This window comes from Embleya sp. NPDC059213 (assembly GCF_042754445.1).
Taxonomy (GTDB): Bacteria; Actinomycetota; Actinomycetes; order Streptomycetales; family Streptomycetaceae; genus Embleya.
On the sequence record NZ_JBHZAV010000014.1, the window covers coordinates 71,900 to 88,205 of the forward strand.

Consider the following 16,306-nt stretch of genomic DNA (forward strand, 5'->3'; position numbering starts at 1 on the left):
CGATGGCACTGCCGGCGTGGGCGGTGGAGGTGATCGGGGCGCGGGGGCTGCTTCGGCGCGGGTGGTGGCGGTGGTCTGGACCATTGAGGCGGTCGCGCGGGGCGGGGGCCGGCGCGGACGGAGTCGGGTCAGGGGCCCACGGGGGGCTCGGGCACGTAGCGGTAGGTCTGGCCGCGCACCGCCGAGCGCATGGTCGAGTCACTCACGCCGTGCCGGCGGGCGAGCCGATAGACCGACACCCCGTCCCGCGCCAAGCGCCGACACTCGGCGACGACCTCGGGGGTGAGGCGACGTCGATCACCGGGTGTGGGGAGGGGGACGGGCCTGTGGATAACCCTGTGGAAATCGCTGTGGAGAACTTGGGCCGGGTTGTGGGTTTCCGAGGTGGGAGGGGTCGTGTGAGCAGTAGCTGTGGACAACTGGGTCGCCGACTCGAACCCGGCGGTGAGGCGGGACACGGCCATCGTGTTGATCTCCACAGCTTTGGTCAGGTCCCCAGTACGGGCGGCGAGATCGGTGATCGAGCCGATCGCGCGGGAGAGCAGGTCATCCATGTTTTCGCTGGTGGCGGGGATGTAGCAGCCGGTGCGACGGATGGTGGGGAGGACGTCGTGGGTGACCCAGCGTCGGAAGGGCTTGGCCGTTGCCTTGTTGCTTCGCAGGATCAGTGAGTAGAGACCGGCCTCGCTGATGAAGGTCATGTTCGGGTTGCCGCCCGGGTCGGAGGTTCCGTAAGGATTGCTTACGGAAGACCTCTGACCTGCGGTTTTCTCAACACGGATGCTGGTCTTCTCGTCGTGATCGAGGTTGGTCACCGCCATCCGTGAGTTGGTGTGCTCCAGCACTGCGCACACGTCGCGGGCACAGAACCACGGGTCGTCGTCGATCATGACGACGCGCACTTGGCTTTCCCCTCCGTGGGTTCCGTAGGTGAAGATCTCGACGATGTTCGGGTGGCTCACTTCGACTCCTGGCTCGTTTGTTGTGAATTATTCTGATTAGTTCTATGTCCTTTTGACGCGGAACCCGTCTGACCTGCGGTTTTCGGGCGAGCGGGATCGTGCTTGGTGCGCCGTCGGCTTTTGTTGCGGCACCCCCCGCGTCCCCCGAACGGCTCACTTCGTTCGCCCATACGTATGAACGAGTCGGCTTGCGATCTGGTTACGCGTTGGTTGGTGAATCTGTTCGCTCTTGGGGGATTCGCGGAATTCGGTGGTCGGGCGGTTGATTTCGATGGGTATCGTTTGGTTGCAGTAGGTAATCGAGCGGTCGCTGGGAGGGATCTTGGCTGGTGGGGGCAGTGTCGGTGGGGGCGGCTCGGCGCGGGTTCGGGTCGAGACGGGGGCGCTGCGGCAGGGGGCGGCGGCGGCTCGTGAGGTGGCCGGGGCGTTGCGGCAGGCGGCCGGCAAGCCGGGGGTGGCGGTCGTCGGGTGTCCCGGGTTCGCGGTTGCGGCGGCGGCCGGCGCGTTGACGGCGGCGTGGGCGGATCACCTGCGGGCGCTCGCGGATGGGTACGGCGGGCTGGGTGAGGTGCTGACGGCGAACGCCGACGCGCACGATCGCACCGATCAGGCGGCGGCGGGTGCGTTCGCGGAGGCGCGGCGCCGATGGTGACGCTGACGCAACTGCGCGACGCCGCTTTGGGCGGGCTTGATCGGGCGGTGGCCGAGTGGACCGAACTGGCGTCCGCGTTGGACGGGTTGGTCGGGCGGGCGACGACGGGTGTCGATGGGCCGTTGCGGGCCTCGCGCTGGGAGGGCGCGGATGCGGATGCGGCGGAGCGGGGGGTGGCCGCGCGGGGTGAGCAGGTCATGGTGGCGGCGCAGGAGGCCCGCTGTGTGCTGACCGTCCTGGACACGGCGGCCGACCGACTCCGCGTCGCGCAGCAGGAGTTGTGGGCGGGGCTGGCGGAGGCCGCTGCTTCGGGGTTCACCGTGTTCGAGGACGGGCGGGTGGAGCCGGCCGATCCGACACGGCGTGCGGACGGGGCGATGAACTCGCGACGACACGAGTTGGAGCGACGGTTGGCCACGTCGATTCGGGCCGCGACCGAGGTGGACGCGCAGTGTGCGCAGGCGCTGGGCCGGTTGCATCCGACCGGGACGGCCGACTGGGCGGATACGGCTGCGGACGGCGCGTGCGTGACGGCGTTGGCGGGCCTGGACCTCGCCACCATTCCGAAGGGTGATCCCGTCGCGGCGGCCAAGTGGTGGGCGGGGCTGAATCCGTCCGAGCGGGCGATGTATCTGGCCGGCTATCCGGCGGTGTTGGGGGCGATGGACGGGTTGCCGACGGAGGTTCGCGACCGGGCCAATCGGGTCGCGTTGGCCGAGACGAAGGTCGCGCTGGTTGCGGAATTGGCCGCCGCGCGGGCGAAGCGGGATGCGGCGGGGCGCACGGACGATGCGAAGTGGCGATTCCGCGTCACGGCGCTCAAGGAGCGCTTGGCGGCGATCGAGGGCCTGGAGGCGACACTTCGCTCCGGCGGCGACCTGTACTTGATGGGCTTCAGCGCCAAAGGCGACGGCCGCGCGATCGTCGCCATCGGCAACCCGGACACGGCGGCCCACACGGCGGTTTACGTCCCGGGGACGGGGTCGGAATTGGCCAACATCGGCGATCACGTTCACAGGATGCGACGCCTCGTAACCGCTGCGCGTGGCTATGCCGAGCGCGAGGATGTGAGTGCTATTGCATGGCTTTCGTATGACGCCCCAGATACGTTGCTTCATGCGATGGGTTCATCTGATGCGGAAAATGCGGCGCCTGTTCTCAGGAAATTCCTGCGAGGGGTCGGCATTTCCCAAGGAATTGATTCCAAGAGGCATATTACGCTTATTGGCCATAGCTATGGCTCCGTAGTCATCGCGGATGCAGCGAGAAATGGCGAGAGTGTATACGCCCAAGACATGATTGTTGCCGGAAGCCCTGGAATGCATGTTGCCCAGGCCAAGGATCTCAACATGAACCCGAGTCACGTCTGGGTGCTTGCTGCCAGTGATGACCCAGTTCCAACCTTGGGGTCCGGTGCTCATGCGCCAGTGGTGGAGGGCAGCGGTCGGCCTGCGCGGAGGACGCCTGATGATGAAGGTTTCGGCGCAAATCGAATGAGCACAAAAGGTGCACAGGGTCATAGTGAGTACTGGAACCTAGAGAGTCCCGACAGTTTGGATAACCAGGCTGCTGTGGTCGTTGGTCGCTACGACGAGACAAGTCTTCTTTGGGGGAGGCGACCGTGAGGATCTTTCTGGGGGGAGTGCTGTTCGTAATGTCACTATCTTCTGCTTGTGGCCATCAGCAGGCTGATAATGGCCCGAAGATGAGCCGGGCAGAAGTTGATATGCGAACCGATCAGTACTCGGGTCGAATCTTTGATGCGTTGAAGGTGGATTTCATAACTGGGAAAAATGAGGAGCGAATCCCACTTCTTTGTCCGGCGCGGGACGGCTACCACGGCTATGGAGTGGAGCACTTCTGGCAGGCTGACAATGTGCCGGCCCGCCAGGTCGAAACGGCAGTTCGCGGAATCTATGACTACTTGCTTAATGAGGGGTGGACTATTGGCAGGTATGAGCGCCCACCGACAGTGCCGAGTGCTGTCGTTAGTGCGACCAACCCCCGTGATGGGTACGGAGTTTGGGTCAAAGGCGTGGAGGACAAAAATCGTGTCCTCGTTCGGGTTTCCTCGCCTTGTGTCAGGTTGTCCTAGGTGGCCGGAGGCGGAATATTGCCCAGAAGGTCACGGAGGTGAGTGCGGCGGTGGTGAAGAGGATGGTGGAGCGGAGCCACATGTCCTTGGTGATGCCGTCGGCGGCGCCCGTGGGGTCGAGGAGGGCGAGGACGAACAGGAACATGGCCAAGGCGTAGATGGCGGCCCAGGCCCAGCGGTTCCATTGCCACAGGGCGTGGCCGTCCATGAATCGCATCGGGAGCAGGCCGAAGACCAGGCCGACCACTGCGGCCACGAAGCACTGGGTGAGCAGGTCCTCGGCGAAGACCCAGCCGAAGGGCGCGCCGTCCGATTCGTTCAGGACGTGGGTGACCGGGATGCGCCACACCCACGCGACCACCGCGAGGCCCGCCAGGGACCACGAGCCCAGCGCGACTGCCCGGCCCTCGTCGGCCGGTGACATCCGCCGCAGGCCCGCCGAGGTGAAGGCCAGGAACAGGCCGTATACGTAGCCGGGCGTCAGATGCAGCAGGCGCGAGGCCGCGGCCAGGACCAGGGCGACGCCCAGCGCCCCCGGCAACAGCCGAGGCAGCGCCCGGATGCGCGAGACGCGGCGTCGGTACGCCTCCGCCGAGCCCTCGTACGCCAGTACGCCCAGGGGTACCGCCGCCACCAGGGCCAGCGCGAGTGCGGCGGTGCCCGCGTTCCAGCCCGTGCCCGGTTCGACCGCGACGCAGAACGCGGCCGAGAGCAGGATGAAGGCGAGCACCTGCAACTCGGGTACTCGCGGCTGCGATCGAGGCCGCGCCGCGCCCGGGCGCAGCCGGCGTCGGATCCGCAGGTGGTTGCGTTCCCAGGTCTTGTTGAACAGTTCGGCCGAGAAGCCCAGCACGGGCAGGGCCACCACCGCCGTCGCGCCGGCCAGCAGCACCGGCCGGGGCTCGTCGAACAACATGCTCGGGCTCGGCAGGTTCATCGCAGCCTCGGACCGGTCCGCCGCCGTCGCGCTCGCGGCCGCGCCGAGGACCGCGACCCGTACCGAAAAGTCGCCGTCGTACCCCGCACCCGCCGTGCAGGCGACTGTCAACGTCCCGTCTCCGCCCGGCAGTTCACGCGGCACCCGGAGCTCGCCCGCGAACCGCCCGTCGGCGGCGACCGGCACCGTACCCAGCTCGGTGGTGCCATGACGCACCGTCAGCGTGCCGGTCCCGTCGACCGGTCGGCCGCACGCGACGAATCCGCTGCCCGCGATCCGCAGTGGTTGCCCGGCGGTGGGCTGCGTGGGCGTCAGGGTCAACTCCGGCTGGGCGACCCGGAAGTCGGTACGCAGGGTGACCCCGTTGTCGGGCATGCTCGGCCCCTGCGCGAAGCAGCTCACGGTGACCGGCTGCGGGCCGCGATTCGGCCCGTCCGGCACGTTGAAGCGGTACGCCTCGCCCCGATTCCCGGTGGACTGCACGCTGAGCTTGGTCAGGTCCCGCCCACCCCAGGTCACCCGCGCGTCGTCGCTCGCGTTGTCGACGCCGCAGTGCAGGTCCGTCCACAGGGTGACCTCGGTGCCCGGCGCCCCGGTGGCCGGCTCCAGGATCAGCCGCTTCGCGGACAGGTCGGCCGGTGCCCTGCGGGTCTCCTCGGGCCGAAAAGTGTCGATTTCGATCGGCGTCTGCGCGAGGACCTTCTCCTCCTCGCCGATGCAGCGCACGGCGATCCGGTTCACCGGCCCGGGGATGCTGCCCGCCGCGTTCGAGCTGTAGACCGGGGCCGGAACCTCGTGTCGGAACGCGATCGAGCCGCCGTGGGCGGTGTCCACGGGCAGGTCGGCCGCGAGCAGGTCCTGGTACTGCCCGGAACTGCCACCGTTGGCCGACAGCAGATATACGTCCACCTTGTTCAGCGCGCAGCCGGTCAGTCCGGAGCCGCGGATCGCCACCACGTCCCCGGGCTTCGCCGTGCCGGGTGTCACGGTCACCGACGCACCGGCGGCCCCGGTCGCCGGGGCGGCCAGGGCGATCGGCGCCAGCGCCAGTACCACCGCCCCGATCCCCGTCCCGAGCGCGACCCGTTTCCGCAGCATTCTGGAGTTCATGATCCCCGTTCCCCGTAGCCGAGCACCGACGATGATGCCGGCCGGTTCCGCTTCGGGGGACCGGTCCGTCGAATCCGACATCGGACGGATACCGGACGTCAGGATCGGCGGTCGATGAACGTCTCCAAGCCGTCGAGCAGGAGTCGCAGGCCGAACTCGAAGACCGCCTCGCCGTCCTGGGTGAAGCTGTCCTCGGCGAGCGCGGCCAGTCTCGGATAGCGCCCGCTCGTCATCGCCGCGTTCAGCAGCGGGGCCTGCGCGGCCCAGAACTGTTCGTCGCTGACGCCGGTGCGCTGCTCCGCGTGCACGGTGTTGAAGTGGGTGCGTGCCATACCGCTGACGTAGCCGCCGTCGATGATCGACAGGATCGTCATCTTCTCCCGGTCCGACAACGCCGCGTCCCCGATCGCGGCCAGCGTGAGTTCCAGGGCCAGCAGCGAGTTGGGGCCCAGGACCGGCCTGGCCTGATCGACGCCGAGCAACCACGGGTGCCGGTTGTACATCTGCCAGATGCCGCGCGCGACCTGTTCCAGTGCGTTGCGCCAGCCCGATCCCGGGGGGAATTCGGCGCAGTCGCCGGGTGCGTTGACCTTGTCGACCATCAGGTCGATCAACTCGGCCTTGCCCGGGACGTACCGGTAGAGCGACATCGTGCCGGACCCGATCTCGGCGGCCACCCGCCGCATCGAGACCGCCTCCAGCCCCTCGGCGTCGGCCACCGCGATCGCGGCCGTGACGATCCGGTCCAGGGTCAGCGCCGGCTTGGGGCCGCGGGCGGGTTTGCGGTCCACGCCCCACAGCAGTTCGAGGCTGCGGGCGAGGTCGCCGCTGCCGGTGTGGTCGGTGCTCGTCATGGTGTCCCCATCGTAGGAGCCGGACCGGCCGCCGAGGTCGGTGCGCCGCCCCCTCGACGTCCCGACAGAACCCGTCCGCGAAAACCGAGTACGCCGTACGCGCAATCGGGTACGGTGTACTCGGTTTACTGGAGGTCGGGAAGGAGACCGATGGGAACGTCGCTCGGCACACAGCCGGAACGGCCGATCAGGACAACGGGCCCCGCGGTCCTCGCGCAGGGCCTGACCAAGCGCTACGGCGACACGCACGCACTCGACGATTTCGACCTGACCGTGCCGCGCGGCACCGTGCAGGGACTGCTCGGCCCGAACGGGGCCGGCAAGACCACGGCGGTCCGGATCCTGTCCACGCTGCTGCGCCCGGACGGCGGCCGGGCCATGGTCGCCGGCCACGACGTGACCGGGGATCCCCGCCGGGTGCGTCGGCACATCGGGCTGGTCGGCCAGCACCCGGCGGTCGACGAGGCGGTGACGGGTCGGCGCAATCTGACCCTGTTCGGACGGCTGTTCCATCTGGACCGCCGCCGGGCGGCCCGCCGGGCGGACGAACTGCTGGAGAGCTTCGGCCTGGTCGAGGCCGCCGACCGGGGGGTCAAGCAGTACAGCGGCGGCATGCGTCGGCGGCTCGACCTGGCGGTGAGCATGATTCTCGCGCCGGACGTGCTCTTTCTGGACGAGCCGACCACCGGCCTCGACCCGCGCGGGCGCAACGAGGTCTGGGAGGCCGTGCGTTCGTTGCTCGCGGGCGGCACCGCCGTGTTGTTGACCACGCAATACCTGGACGAGGCCGACAAGTTGGCGGACCGGATCGCGGTGCTCGATCGCGGCCGCAAGATCGCCGACGACACGCCGGACCGGCTCAAGCGCGACCTGGGCGGCGATCGCATCGAGATCGTCGTACGCGACACGGCCGATCTGCCGCGCCTGGTCGAGGTGGTGGCCCGGGTGGCCGACGGCGGCGGCGAGCCGGTGACCGACCGCGAGGAACGACGGGTGACCGCGCCGGTCGGCGATCGGGTCGCGGCGCTCACCCACGTGGCCCGGAACTGCCAGGACGCGGGGATCGCGATCGAGGACATCGGTGTGCGCCGGCCGACCCTGGACGAGGTCTTCCTCCGACTGACCGGCCGGCGCGCCCACGAGCCGGACCCGCCGTCCACCGGGTCCACACCGGACCGGCCGCAGGCCGCACCCGTCGAGGAGGCGATCCGTCCGTGAGCGCGACCATGGCAGGACCGATTCAGGCGCCCGAGCGCCGGTTGTACTGGGCGATCACGGACTGTCTGACCGTCGTGCGCAACGAGCTGGTGCACATCGCCCGACAACCCAGCGCGCTGGCCTGGCAGTTGGGCTTCCCGATCGTGTCCGTGCTGCTGTTCGTGTACGTCTTCGGCAGTGCGATGGATGTGGGCGGGGCGGTCGACTACCAGGACTACGCACTGCCCGGGATGTTCGCGATGACCATGGCGCAGGGGTTCATGAACACCGCGAGCATCGTCGCGTTCACCCGCCAACTCGGGGTGATGGACCGCTATCGCTCGATGCCGATGGCACCCTCGGCGGTGGTCACCGGTCGTGGGGTGGCCGATGTGCTCGGCGCGAGCCTGGACCTCGCCGTGCTCGCGGCGATCGCGCTCGTCGTCGGCTGGCGCCCGGACGGCACCCTGCCCGAAACCCTGGCCGCCTTCGGGCTGTTGCTGCTGTTGCGCTTCGCGTTGACCTGGGTCGGGGTCTACCTGGGTCTGCTGGTGCCCAACGCGGAGGCGGCGGGCAGCCTGTTCGCGGTGGCCTTCCCGTTCGGCATCGTCTCCAGCGTCTTCACGCCGCCGTCGATGATGCCGCAGTGGCTGGGCACGGTGGCGATGTGGAACCCGGTCTCCTCCACCGCGAACGCGATCCGCGACCTGTTCGGGAACCCGGCACCACACGGCGGCGGCTGGATCGAGCAGCACGCGTTGTCGATGGCGATGCTCTGGCCGCTGCTGATCACCGCGATCTTCCTGCCGCTCGCGGTGCGGCGCTTCCAGGCGCTCGGGCGTACGTAGGTCCGCTCTCGGGCACACATAGATCTGCTACGGAACGCGAAGCGCGGGATCGGCGCTGATCGGCGGCGCCAGCGACGGTCAGACCGCCGCGGGGCGGCTCGACGCCCCTTCCTCGTAGGCCAGTTGCGCCGCGGCGATCTCCTCGATGTGGCTTTCCGACCAGGTCCGGATCTCCTGCATCAGGCCGCTGACGCTCTCGCCGAGTGCGGTCAGCGAGTATTCGACCTGCGGCGGGACGGTCGGATGGACCGTGCGCCGGACCAGGCCGTTGCGCTCCAGGTCGCGCAGCGTCTGGGTGAGCATCTTCTTGGTGATCCCGCCCAATCGGCGGCGCAGTTCGGCATAGCGCAGGGTCCCCGGATGCAGCGCCCCGACGACGAGCGCCACCCACTTGTTCGCGATCAGGTGCAGCACTGCGCGCGACGCGCAGTCGCTGAGATAGACATCGGCACCGCCGAAAGGGCGCAGGTCAGGAGGGGTATGCATGAGGTACCCAGGTACCAGGAAAGTGCCTTCTTCACAACTGTGTACCCGCACGCCGATGCTTGCCCACATGACGACGAAGATGATCACCGTGCATCAGGACAAGCTCGGCGGCCCGGAGGTTCTCCGGCTGATCGAGACCGCGATACCCACGCCCGGACCGGGTGAGGTACTGGTCGAAGTGCGAGCCGCGGGGGTCAACCCGATCGACGTGAAGATCCGGGCCGGCGGGATGTGGCTGGTGCCGCCGTTCACGCTCGGCTGGGACGTCTCCGGCGTCGTCGCCGGTGTGGGCGACGGGGTGCGACGCCTCGCGGTGGGCGACGAGGTGTACGGCCTCCCGGATTTCCCGCACCCGGCGGGTGGCTACGCGGAGTTCGTGGTGGCCTCGGAGGCGTCCTTCGCGCCCAAGCCGACCTCGCTCGACCACGTGCACGCCGCCGCGTTGCCGCTGTCCGCGTCCATCGCGTGGCAGGCCCTGGTCGAGGGCGCCGAGGTGGGGCCCGGCCAACGGGTGCTGATCCACGCGGCGGCGGGCGGGGTCGGACACCTGGCGGTACAGGTCGCCAAGTCCCGGGGCGCGTACGTGATCGGCACGGCGAGCGCGGCCAAGCACGAACTGCTGCGCGAGCTGGGGGTGGACGAGGTGGTGGACTACACGACCACCGACTTCGGCACAACGGTCCGCGACGTCGACGTGGTGCTCGACCTGATCGGCGGCGACTACGAGGACCGCTCGCTGCCCACGCTCCGCCCCGGCGGCCTGCTGCTCAACATCACCAACCCGCCCGCCGCCGACGTCACGGCGGCCAAGGCCGAGGCGGCGGGCCGCCGAGGGCTCACCTTCGACCTGGACCCCAACCCCGAACGCCTGGCCCTGATCGCGGCGGCGGTGGACGCCGGCGACCTGCGCCCGATCGTCTTTGAGACGTTCCCGTTGGCCGAGGTGGTCAAGGCACACGAACTGGCCGAGGCGAACCGCACCACCGGCAAGATCGTGCTGATCCCCTGAGCGGCATCCGTCGCTGCCGCCGCACCGCCGCGAGGCGGGCCGATCGAAGCCGAGCAGCCGCTACTCGGTGATCTCGATCGTGCCCGCCATGCCGGTGCCCACGTGGTACATGCAGTTGAACGTGTACGAGCCCGGCCGGCCGAAACTCAGCTTGATGTCCTGGGACTTGCCGCCCTCGGACGGTGCGACCGGCGCACCGCCGGGCAGGATCATCTGGTGCGGGGTGATCCCGGTGTCCGCCAGCGTGATCACCAACGGCCCGGTCCGGGCGCGGATCACCGACGGCGAGAAGCGCAGCTTGTCGTCCACCCGCAACTCGATCCGCTGCACCCCGTCGGCGCCCAGCGCCGCGACCCCCTCGGACGCCGCTGCGGTCGCCTCGGCCTCGCTCATGTACGAACCGGGACCGCCCTCCGCGCCCCAACTCCCGCAGCCGGTGAGCAGCAGCGGCAGGGCGAGCGCCCCCGCCAACCATCGACGTCGCATCGCCCTCAGCCCTCCAGCAGGGATTGACCGACATACCCGCCCGGGGCGCACCCCGGCGGGACCACGAACAGCGCGCTCGCCTCGTGCCGCAGGAACGGGGACAGCGCGTCGCCACGAGCCAACTTGCGCTGGATCGGCACGAAGCCGTCGTCCGGATCGTGCTGCCACGCGACGAACAGCAGCCCGGCGTCCGGAGCGCCGTCCGTGCCGAACCCGTCGTGATAGGAGTAGCCGCGGCGCAACATCGTCGCCCCTCGGTTGAACTCCGGTGCCGCCACCCGCATGTGCGCGTTCGCGGTGATCACCAGTTCGCCGTTCGGGCCGCGCTTGCCGAAGTCGGCGGCGCTGTGTTCGCCGCCACCGGTCAGCGGCGCGCCGGTGTCCTTGGCTCGGCCGATCACCCGCTCCTGATGGCCCTTGTCCAGGTCGTCCCAGGTGTCGAGCAACATCCGGATCCGGCGGAAGACCACATACGTGCCGTCCGTGGCCCAGCCCTGTTCGGGACCGGCCCCGGCGGCGACGAAGATCTTCTCGTCGAACTTGGGATCGGCCGGCTTCGGATTGTTGGTGCCGTCGATCTGGCCCATCAGGTTGCGGTGCGTCCTCGGCTTGTCCGTGGCTCCGGGCGAGCGGGAGAAGCCGTTCATCTGCCAGCGGACCCGAGCCACCCCCTTGGCCAGTTTCTGCAACACGCGGACCGCGCCGAAGGCGACCAGACCGTCGTCCGCGCACACCTGGACGAACAGGTCGCCGTCGCCGCGAGCCGGGTCCAACGCGTCGTCCGGGAACGGCGGCAGCGGCTTGAGCGCGGCGGGCCGTCGGGCGGCCAGCCCCACCTTGTCGAACAGGGTCGTGCCGAAGCCGAAGGTCACCGTCAACGAGCAGGCCCCGGCGTCCGCCGCGACCTGGCCGTCGCCCGCCGCCGGTCGGCCCGAGGTCAGCTCCGCGGCCGCGTCCGACCAGCGCCGCATCAGCGCGGCGACCGCCGCCCGGTCCGCACCCGGTTCCAGGTCCCAGCCCAGGAAGACACCCTTGGCCTGGGCCGGGGTGGTGATGCCGGCCTGATGTTTCCCGTGAAACGGCACGACGGCCGTGCCGACGCGGGCCAGCGCGGGGCCGGCCTCGCCGTCGGACTCGCCGGCGAGGGCGACCGCACCGCCGGCCGCACCGACCACCAGGCCGCCCGCGCCGGCCGCACCCGCGACACCGACGAAGCGGCGGCGCGAGACGGCGGAACCGCTGCTCGCTCGATCGGAGGATTCCGGGCTGCTCATCACGTCGTCCTTCGCAGGTTCCTGCGGCTCGCGGACGCACTCGGCATCCCGCTCACCGTCCATCACATCCACCACGTCCACCACGGCCACGCCGCCCGGCAGGGCGGGGGAGGGCCCCCGGCGCACCACCACGACCAGCGCGAGTGCCGCACCCAGGCCGGCGCCGAGCACCAGCACGGTCAGCGCCCGGTCCAGCACGAGCCCGCCCACGAACGGCGACGACGAGCGCCACAACACCGGCAGGTCGTAGCCGGCCACCCGCAGCGCCAACACGCCGAGCGCCGGCGCGGCCAACCACGCACCGCCGACCCGCCCCCGGACCAGCAGCGCCGCACCCGCGAACGCCACCGCGCAGGACAACAGTTGCAGCAGGTTGCCGGCCAGGAACGTGCCCGCCCAGGCCCCGAAGCCGCCCGCCCGGGCCGCCGCGACCAGCGCCAGGTGCAGCACGCTCGCCGCCGCGACCACCCCCGCGAGTACGCCGTAGCCGCGCAGGGCCCGCCGACGGACCGGCCGCAGCCACACCGCCGCGAGCACCACCAGCGCGAGCCCGATCGACCCGACGATGCCCGGCCACGGGCTGGGCCCGGGCACCCAGCGCAGTTCGCCGGTGGCGGCCACCTCCCGGTCGCCGATCCGCATCGGCACGGTCCAGGTGGAGATCCGCTGGGCGCGATCCGGATCGGCCATCACCCGTGGCGGCAGCCGCTGTTGCACGATCCAGTGCACCCGCTGGTCGTACCAGCGGGCCACCGGCTCGGCGGAGATCCGGTGCCACTGCGGGGCGCCGGTCGGTTGCAGGTTCGACTTCTCGTCGACCGAGCCCCAGCGTTCGCTGCTGAGTTGCACGGCGGGCGATTGGCGGTTCTCGAACACCCCGCCCGGGCCGATCCGCAGGAACGGCTCGCTCATGTACCCGAGCACGATCACGTCCCGCGGACCGGTGTTGCGTACCTCCATCCGCGCGCCGTTCTCGATCACCCGCACCGTCAGGCCCGGATCGAGCCCGCTCGGCGAGGTCATCACGGTGTGGAAATTGCTCGGCCCCTGGCCGGACAACTCCTGCGCGAACGCGCTGCCCGCCGGGGCAAGCCAGGTGCAGGCCAAGACCCCGACCAACAGCAGCACGAGGCGGCGTAGCTGCCTCACTCGACCTCCACGGGCACCGTCACGGTGATGCGATCGACATCGGAGGTACGGATCGCGAAGGACAACTCCCAGCGTCCCGCCATCGGCATCGACAGATCGCCGAGCCAATGTCCGGGACCGCCCCGGCGCACCTGCACGTCCGCGCCGTCGATGCCCTTGCCTGGCAGCGCCATCGACACGGTCAGTTCCTCCACCTCACGGATCCGCCCGAGCGGATCGGAGAGGTAGATGTGCAGCTCGTTGGGACCCACCCGGGCCGGGTCGACGGTGATGTCGAGCTTGCCCTTGCCCGCCGCGCCGCCGGCGTCGAAGGGGACGGTGCGACTGACCGGGCCCGCCGCCTCGGACTGTTTGCGCTCGTGCGCGGTGCGGCCGGGTTCGGTGTCGGTGAGCACCGTGGTGACCCCCAGCACCGCGATCGCCAGCGCCGCCTCGATCGCGACCGCCTTGCGCAACACGGCCCACTTCGGGCCGCCCCCCGAGGACTTGGCCGTGGTCCCGCCCGCCACACCCTTGCCGCCCGCCGCCAACCGGCGCATCAGCCAGCGCCGGGAGACCCACGCACCGGCCAGCATCAGCAGCACCAGGTCGACCTTGAAGACCAGCAGCAGACCGAACGTGGTGTCGAACAGCGCGGCGAAGGAGCCCACCTGCCGCCAACTCGCGTACAACCCCGTCGCCACCAGCGCGCACACCGAGGCGAACGCGGTCCGGGAGAAGATCCGCACCGTCGGCACGTCCAGCCCCGCCTCCGGCGCCGGCTCGCCCGGGCGCACGATCAGCGTGACCACGACCGCGAGCCCGCCCAGCCAGGTGGACATCGCCAACAGGTGCAGCGTGTCCGCCGCCATCGCCAGTTCCACTTGACGGCCCACCGACGCGTGGTCGGCGATCGGCCAGGTGATCGCGATCGCGGTGCACAACACGGCCCAGACGCCGACCAGGATGTGCCGGGTACGGTCGGCCGCGTGCGCGAGCGAGGCGATCAGCCAGCCGAGCAGGGCGCCGGCCGCGCCGAGCAGCAACACCCGGACCGCGATCGCCTTGCCCAGCTTGGTGTCCAGCGTCGCGCGCAGCACCTCCGCGTCGAAGGCCGAGGACAGCCCCAGGCCGGAGGCGTTCGGGCCGTGCAACATCAGCACCGCGAGCGAGGCCAGCAGCAGCCCGCCCCACGCACCGAAGAGCAGCAGCCAGACCCGGAATCGGCCGATCGCGCCGGGCCGGGCGAGCAGCAGGAACAGCACCGCGCCGCCGAGCACCGCGAAGGACAGGTAGGCGACCCCGGTCGAGGCCCGCTCCAGCACGTCGGTCGCGGTGGAGCCCTGGTCGGTCAGGTCGGAGACCTGCACACCGCCGGACGCCTGGCCGATGTTGAAGGTGAACGCGCCCGAGATCGGGTGCGAGTCGGCCGAGACCGCACGCCAGGCGACCGTGTAGGTACCGGTGGGCAGGCCGCCGCGCAGCGGGGTGACCACGCTGGTGTCGCCGTCCGGCCCGTGCTTGGTCTGGTTGTTGTCGACCCGGGTGCCGGTCGGGTCGAACACCTTGACCCCGCCGAGGCCGATCTCCACGCCCTCGCTGAATCTCAGCGTGACCGTCGCGGGCGCGGTCGACAACGTCGAACCGGACGCCGGATTGGACGACTCCAGCACGGCGTGCGCCGACGCCGCCCCGGCTCCGCCGAGCACGAGCGCGGCCAGCAACAGGGGCAGCGCGAGCAGCCACGCGAGCGCACGGCGGCCGGCCCCGCCGCCGGTTCCGGCCCGGGACGGGGGCGCTGCGGGGACGGCGGCCGGGCGGCCGGCCGGGTCAGTGACCCGCATGGCCCGCGGGATCCGCGGCGGGGGCGGCCGACGAGGCACCCGGGGCCGGCGCGTCCCCGGGGCGTTCGGTCACCCCGAGTACGGGCACCTGTACGGTGACCGGCCCGGTGGTTTGGAAGGTCAGCGTGAGCGGCACGGTGTCGCCCTTCTTCACGGCCTTGTTCGGATTCATGAACATGATGTGGTTGCCGCCGCGCGCCAGCACGCCCTTGCCGTGTGCGGGGACGTCCAGACCCGGGATGTGCTGCATCGAGTTGCCGCTGGTCTGGTGCAGCATCACCTCGCCGGACAGCGGGCTGGTCACCGAGAGCAGCCGGTCGGCGGTGTCGCCGTCGTTCTGCACGACCAGGTAGCCCGCCGCGACGTCCGCCGACGAGGGCTGCGGGATGTACGGGTCGACGATGCGCAGTTGCGGGATGCCCTTGGCGGCGCCCGCGTTCGCGGGGGCGGCGGCTTTGCGGTCGGTGGAGTCGCCGGATCCGGAATCGGCGCAGGCCACCAGCACACCGCCGATCCCGAGCGCGAGTACGCCGCCGACGGCGAGTGGTACGGCCTTGCGGGGGAGCGGGAAGAGCTTCACTTCTTGGCGTCCTCGGGGTGGATCAGCAGCGGCAGGTCATGGGCGAAGTCGTCGGACGAGTTCCCGTTCGCGGTGCCGTCCGGCAGCAGTCCGCTGCTCGCGCTGTACATGACCGGCCCCTCGTTGTTGGGCGCGAAGGCGATCACCTGGGTGCCGTGGGTGCTCACGACCTTGCCGTCGGGGCCGACGGTCGGCGGGTCGATGGAGACGCCGACCTGGCGGGCGGCGGCCTGGATCTTGTCGAACGGGCCGGTCAGGCCGACGAAGGACTTGTCCAGCGAGTCGAGCCACTCGCGCAGCGCCGCCTGGGTGTCGCGTTCCGGGTCGGTGGTCACGAAGACCACGTCCACGGTGGCCCGGTCCGGCGCGGGCAGCTTGCCGAGCGCCCGGACGATGTCGCCCATCACCGTGGGGCACGCGTCCGGGCAGTGGGTGTAGCCGAAGTACAACAGCGTGGTGCGCCCGGCCGTCTTGGCCCGGAAGTCGTACGGCTGCCCGGAGGTGTCGGTCAGGGTCAGCTCCGGCTTGCTCCACGGCGGGTCGACCGCGATGCCCTTGTACTTGGAGTTCGCCTCGCGCACCTTCACCGGCGAGCCGTCGGCGGACTTGTCGGAGTCGCCACACCCCGTGGCCAGGAGCAGCCCGGCCGCGACCAGCGCGGCGAGGCGAAGGCCGGTGCGGCGGGTCCGGCCGCGGGATTGCGTTGCGTTGCTCATCGTTCTCCAGGTCGTTGCTGCCGAGGGCCCGCATCCGACGCGTTCGGCGTCGGCGTGGACCCGGTGGCCCGGGTACGGGCACCGATGGCATCGGTGCCCGTACCCGGGCCGGGAAGTTCGCGCCCGGA

The 16,306-nt window shown here is 70.4% G+C and carries 14 protein-coding genes; 5 read left to right on the forward strand and 9 right to left on the reverse strand.

Annotation, left to right across the window (positions count from 1 at the left end):
• Positions 1 to 128: 128 nt before the first annotated feature.
• Positions 129 to 962: a BRO family protein gene (locus ACFXMF_RS08435; RefSeq protein WP_379987928.1), complete on the reverse strand. Its 834-nt coding sequence runs from the start codon at positions 960 to 962 to the stop codon at positions 129 to 131.
• 322 nt (positions 963 to 1,284) lie between these two features.
• On the opposite strand from ACFXMF_RS08435, the gene ACFXMF_RS08440 reads away from it, so the two are divergent.
• Together ACFXMF_RS08440 and ACFXMF_RS08445 are read left to right on the forward strand one after the other, a co-directional pair.
• Positions 1,285 to 1,614, forward strand: a complete 330-nt coding sequence (locus ACFXMF_RS08440; RefSeq protein WP_360311219.1) for a hypothetical protein — start codon at positions 1,285 to 1,287, stop codon at positions 1,612 to 1,614.
• The gene (locus ACFXMF_RS08445) at positions 1,608 to 3,239 is read left to right on the forward strand and encodes an alpha/beta hydrolase (RefSeq protein WP_379987927.1); all 1,632 of its coding nucleotides are present in this window, start codon (positions 1,608 to 1,610) and stop codon (positions 3,237 to 3,239) included. Before ACFXMF_RS08440 ends, ACFXMF_RS08445 begins: the two co-directional genes overlap by 7 nt.
• A 456-nt stretch (positions 3,240 to 3,695) precedes the next feature.
• Here the strand turns inward: ACFXMF_RS08445 and ACFXMF_RS08450 are convergent, their stop codons facing one another.
• Together ACFXMF_RS08450 and ACFXMF_RS08455 are read right to left on the reverse strand one after the other, a co-directional pair.
• Positions 3,696 to 5,756 carry an FGLLP motif-containing membrane protein gene (locus ACFXMF_RS08450; protein WP_379987926.1) on the reverse strand — a complete coding sequence of 687 codons (2,061 nt, stop codon included), beginning with the start codon at positions 5,754 to 5,756 and terminating at the stop codon, positions 3,696 to 3,698.
• A gap of 98 nt (positions 5,757 to 5,854) precedes the next feature.
• Positions 5,855 to 6,610, reverse strand: a complete 756-nt coding sequence (locus tag ACFXMF_RS08455; RefSeq protein WP_379987925.1) for a TetR/AcrR family transcriptional regulator — start codon at positions 6,608 to 6,610, stop codon at positions 5,855 to 5,857.
• 150 nt (positions 6,611 to 6,760) lie between these two features.
• Between ACFXMF_RS08455 and ACFXMF_RS08460 the strand changes: the two genes are divergently transcribed.
• Together ACFXMF_RS08460 and ACFXMF_RS08465 are read left to right on the forward strand one after the other, a co-directional pair.
• Complete coding sequence (locus tag ACFXMF_RS08460; protein ID WP_379987924.1) at positions 6,761 to 7,828, forward strand: ATP-binding cassette domain-containing protein; 1,068 nt, start codon at positions 6,761 to 6,763, stop codon at positions 7,826 to 7,828.
• A gap of 8 nt (positions 7,829 to 7,836) precedes the next feature.
• Positions 7,837 to 8,655 (forward strand): ABC transporter permease, encoded by an 819-nt coding sequence (locus ACFXMF_RS08465; protein ID WP_360311345.1) that lies wholly within the window; start codon positions 7,837 to 7,839, stop codon positions 8,653 to 8,655.
• A 78-nt stretch (positions 8,656 to 8,733) separates the two neighbouring features.
• Here the strand turns inward: ACFXMF_RS08465 and ACFXMF_RS08470 are convergent, their stop codons facing one another.
• Positions 8,734 to 9,141 carry a winged helix-turn-helix transcriptional regulator gene (locus tag ACFXMF_RS08470; RefSeq protein ID WP_379987923.1) on the reverse strand — a complete coding sequence of 136 codons (408 nt, stop codon included), beginning with the start codon at positions 9,139 to 9,141 and terminating at the stop codon, positions 8,734 to 8,736.
• Between the two features lie 67 nt (positions 9,142 to 9,208).
• Between ACFXMF_RS08470 and ACFXMF_RS08475 the strand changes: the two genes are divergently transcribed.
• A complete protein-coding gene (locus tag ACFXMF_RS08475) occupies positions 9,209 to 10,150 on the forward strand; it encodes an NADP-dependent oxidoreductase (RefSeq protein ID WP_379987922.1) in 942 nt (313 codons plus the stop codon).
• Between the two features lie 60 nt (positions 10,151 to 10,210).
• On the opposite strand, the gene ACFXMF_RS08480 is transcribed toward ACFXMF_RS08475, so the two are convergent.
• From ACFXMF_RS08480 to ACFXMF_RS08500, 5 genes are all read right to left on the reverse strand, one after another.
• Positions 10,211 to 10,636: a hypothetical protein gene (locus ACFXMF_RS08480; protein WP_360311203.1), complete on the reverse strand. Its 426-nt coding sequence runs from the start codon at positions 10,634 to 10,636 to the stop codon at positions 10,211 to 10,213.
• 5 nt (positions 10,637 to 10,641) lie between these two features.
• Positions 10,642 to 11,910 (reverse strand): iron uptake transporter deferrochelatase/peroxidase subunit, encoded by a 1,269-nt coding sequence (efeB, locus tag ACFXMF_RS08485; RefSeq protein ID WP_379987940.1) that lies wholly within the window; start codon positions 11,908 to 11,910, stop codon positions 10,642 to 10,644.
• A gap of 1,145 nt (positions 11,911 to 13,055) precedes the next feature.
• Positions 13,056 to 14,882, reverse strand: coding sequence for a copper resistance protein CopC (locus ACFXMF_RS08490; RefSeq protein WP_360311201.1), 1,827 nt, complete (start codon positions 14,880 to 14,882; stop codon positions 13,056 to 13,058).
• Positions 14,869 to 15,462, reverse strand: a complete 594-nt coding sequence (locus ACFXMF_RS08495) for a copper chaperone PCu(A)C (protein WP_360311199.1) — start codon at positions 15,460 to 15,462, stop codon at positions 14,869 to 14,871. The genes ACFXMF_RS08490 and ACFXMF_RS08495 overlap by 14 nt, the downstream gene beginning before the upstream one ends.
• Positions 15,459 to 16,178: an SCO family protein gene (locus ACFXMF_RS08500; protein ID WP_360311197.1), complete on the reverse strand. Its 720-nt coding sequence runs from the start codon at positions 16,176 to 16,178 to the stop codon at positions 15,459 to 15,461. Before ACFXMF_RS08500 ends, ACFXMF_RS08495 begins: the two co-directional genes overlap by 4 nt.
• Positions 16,179 to 16,306: the final 128 nt, after the last annotated feature.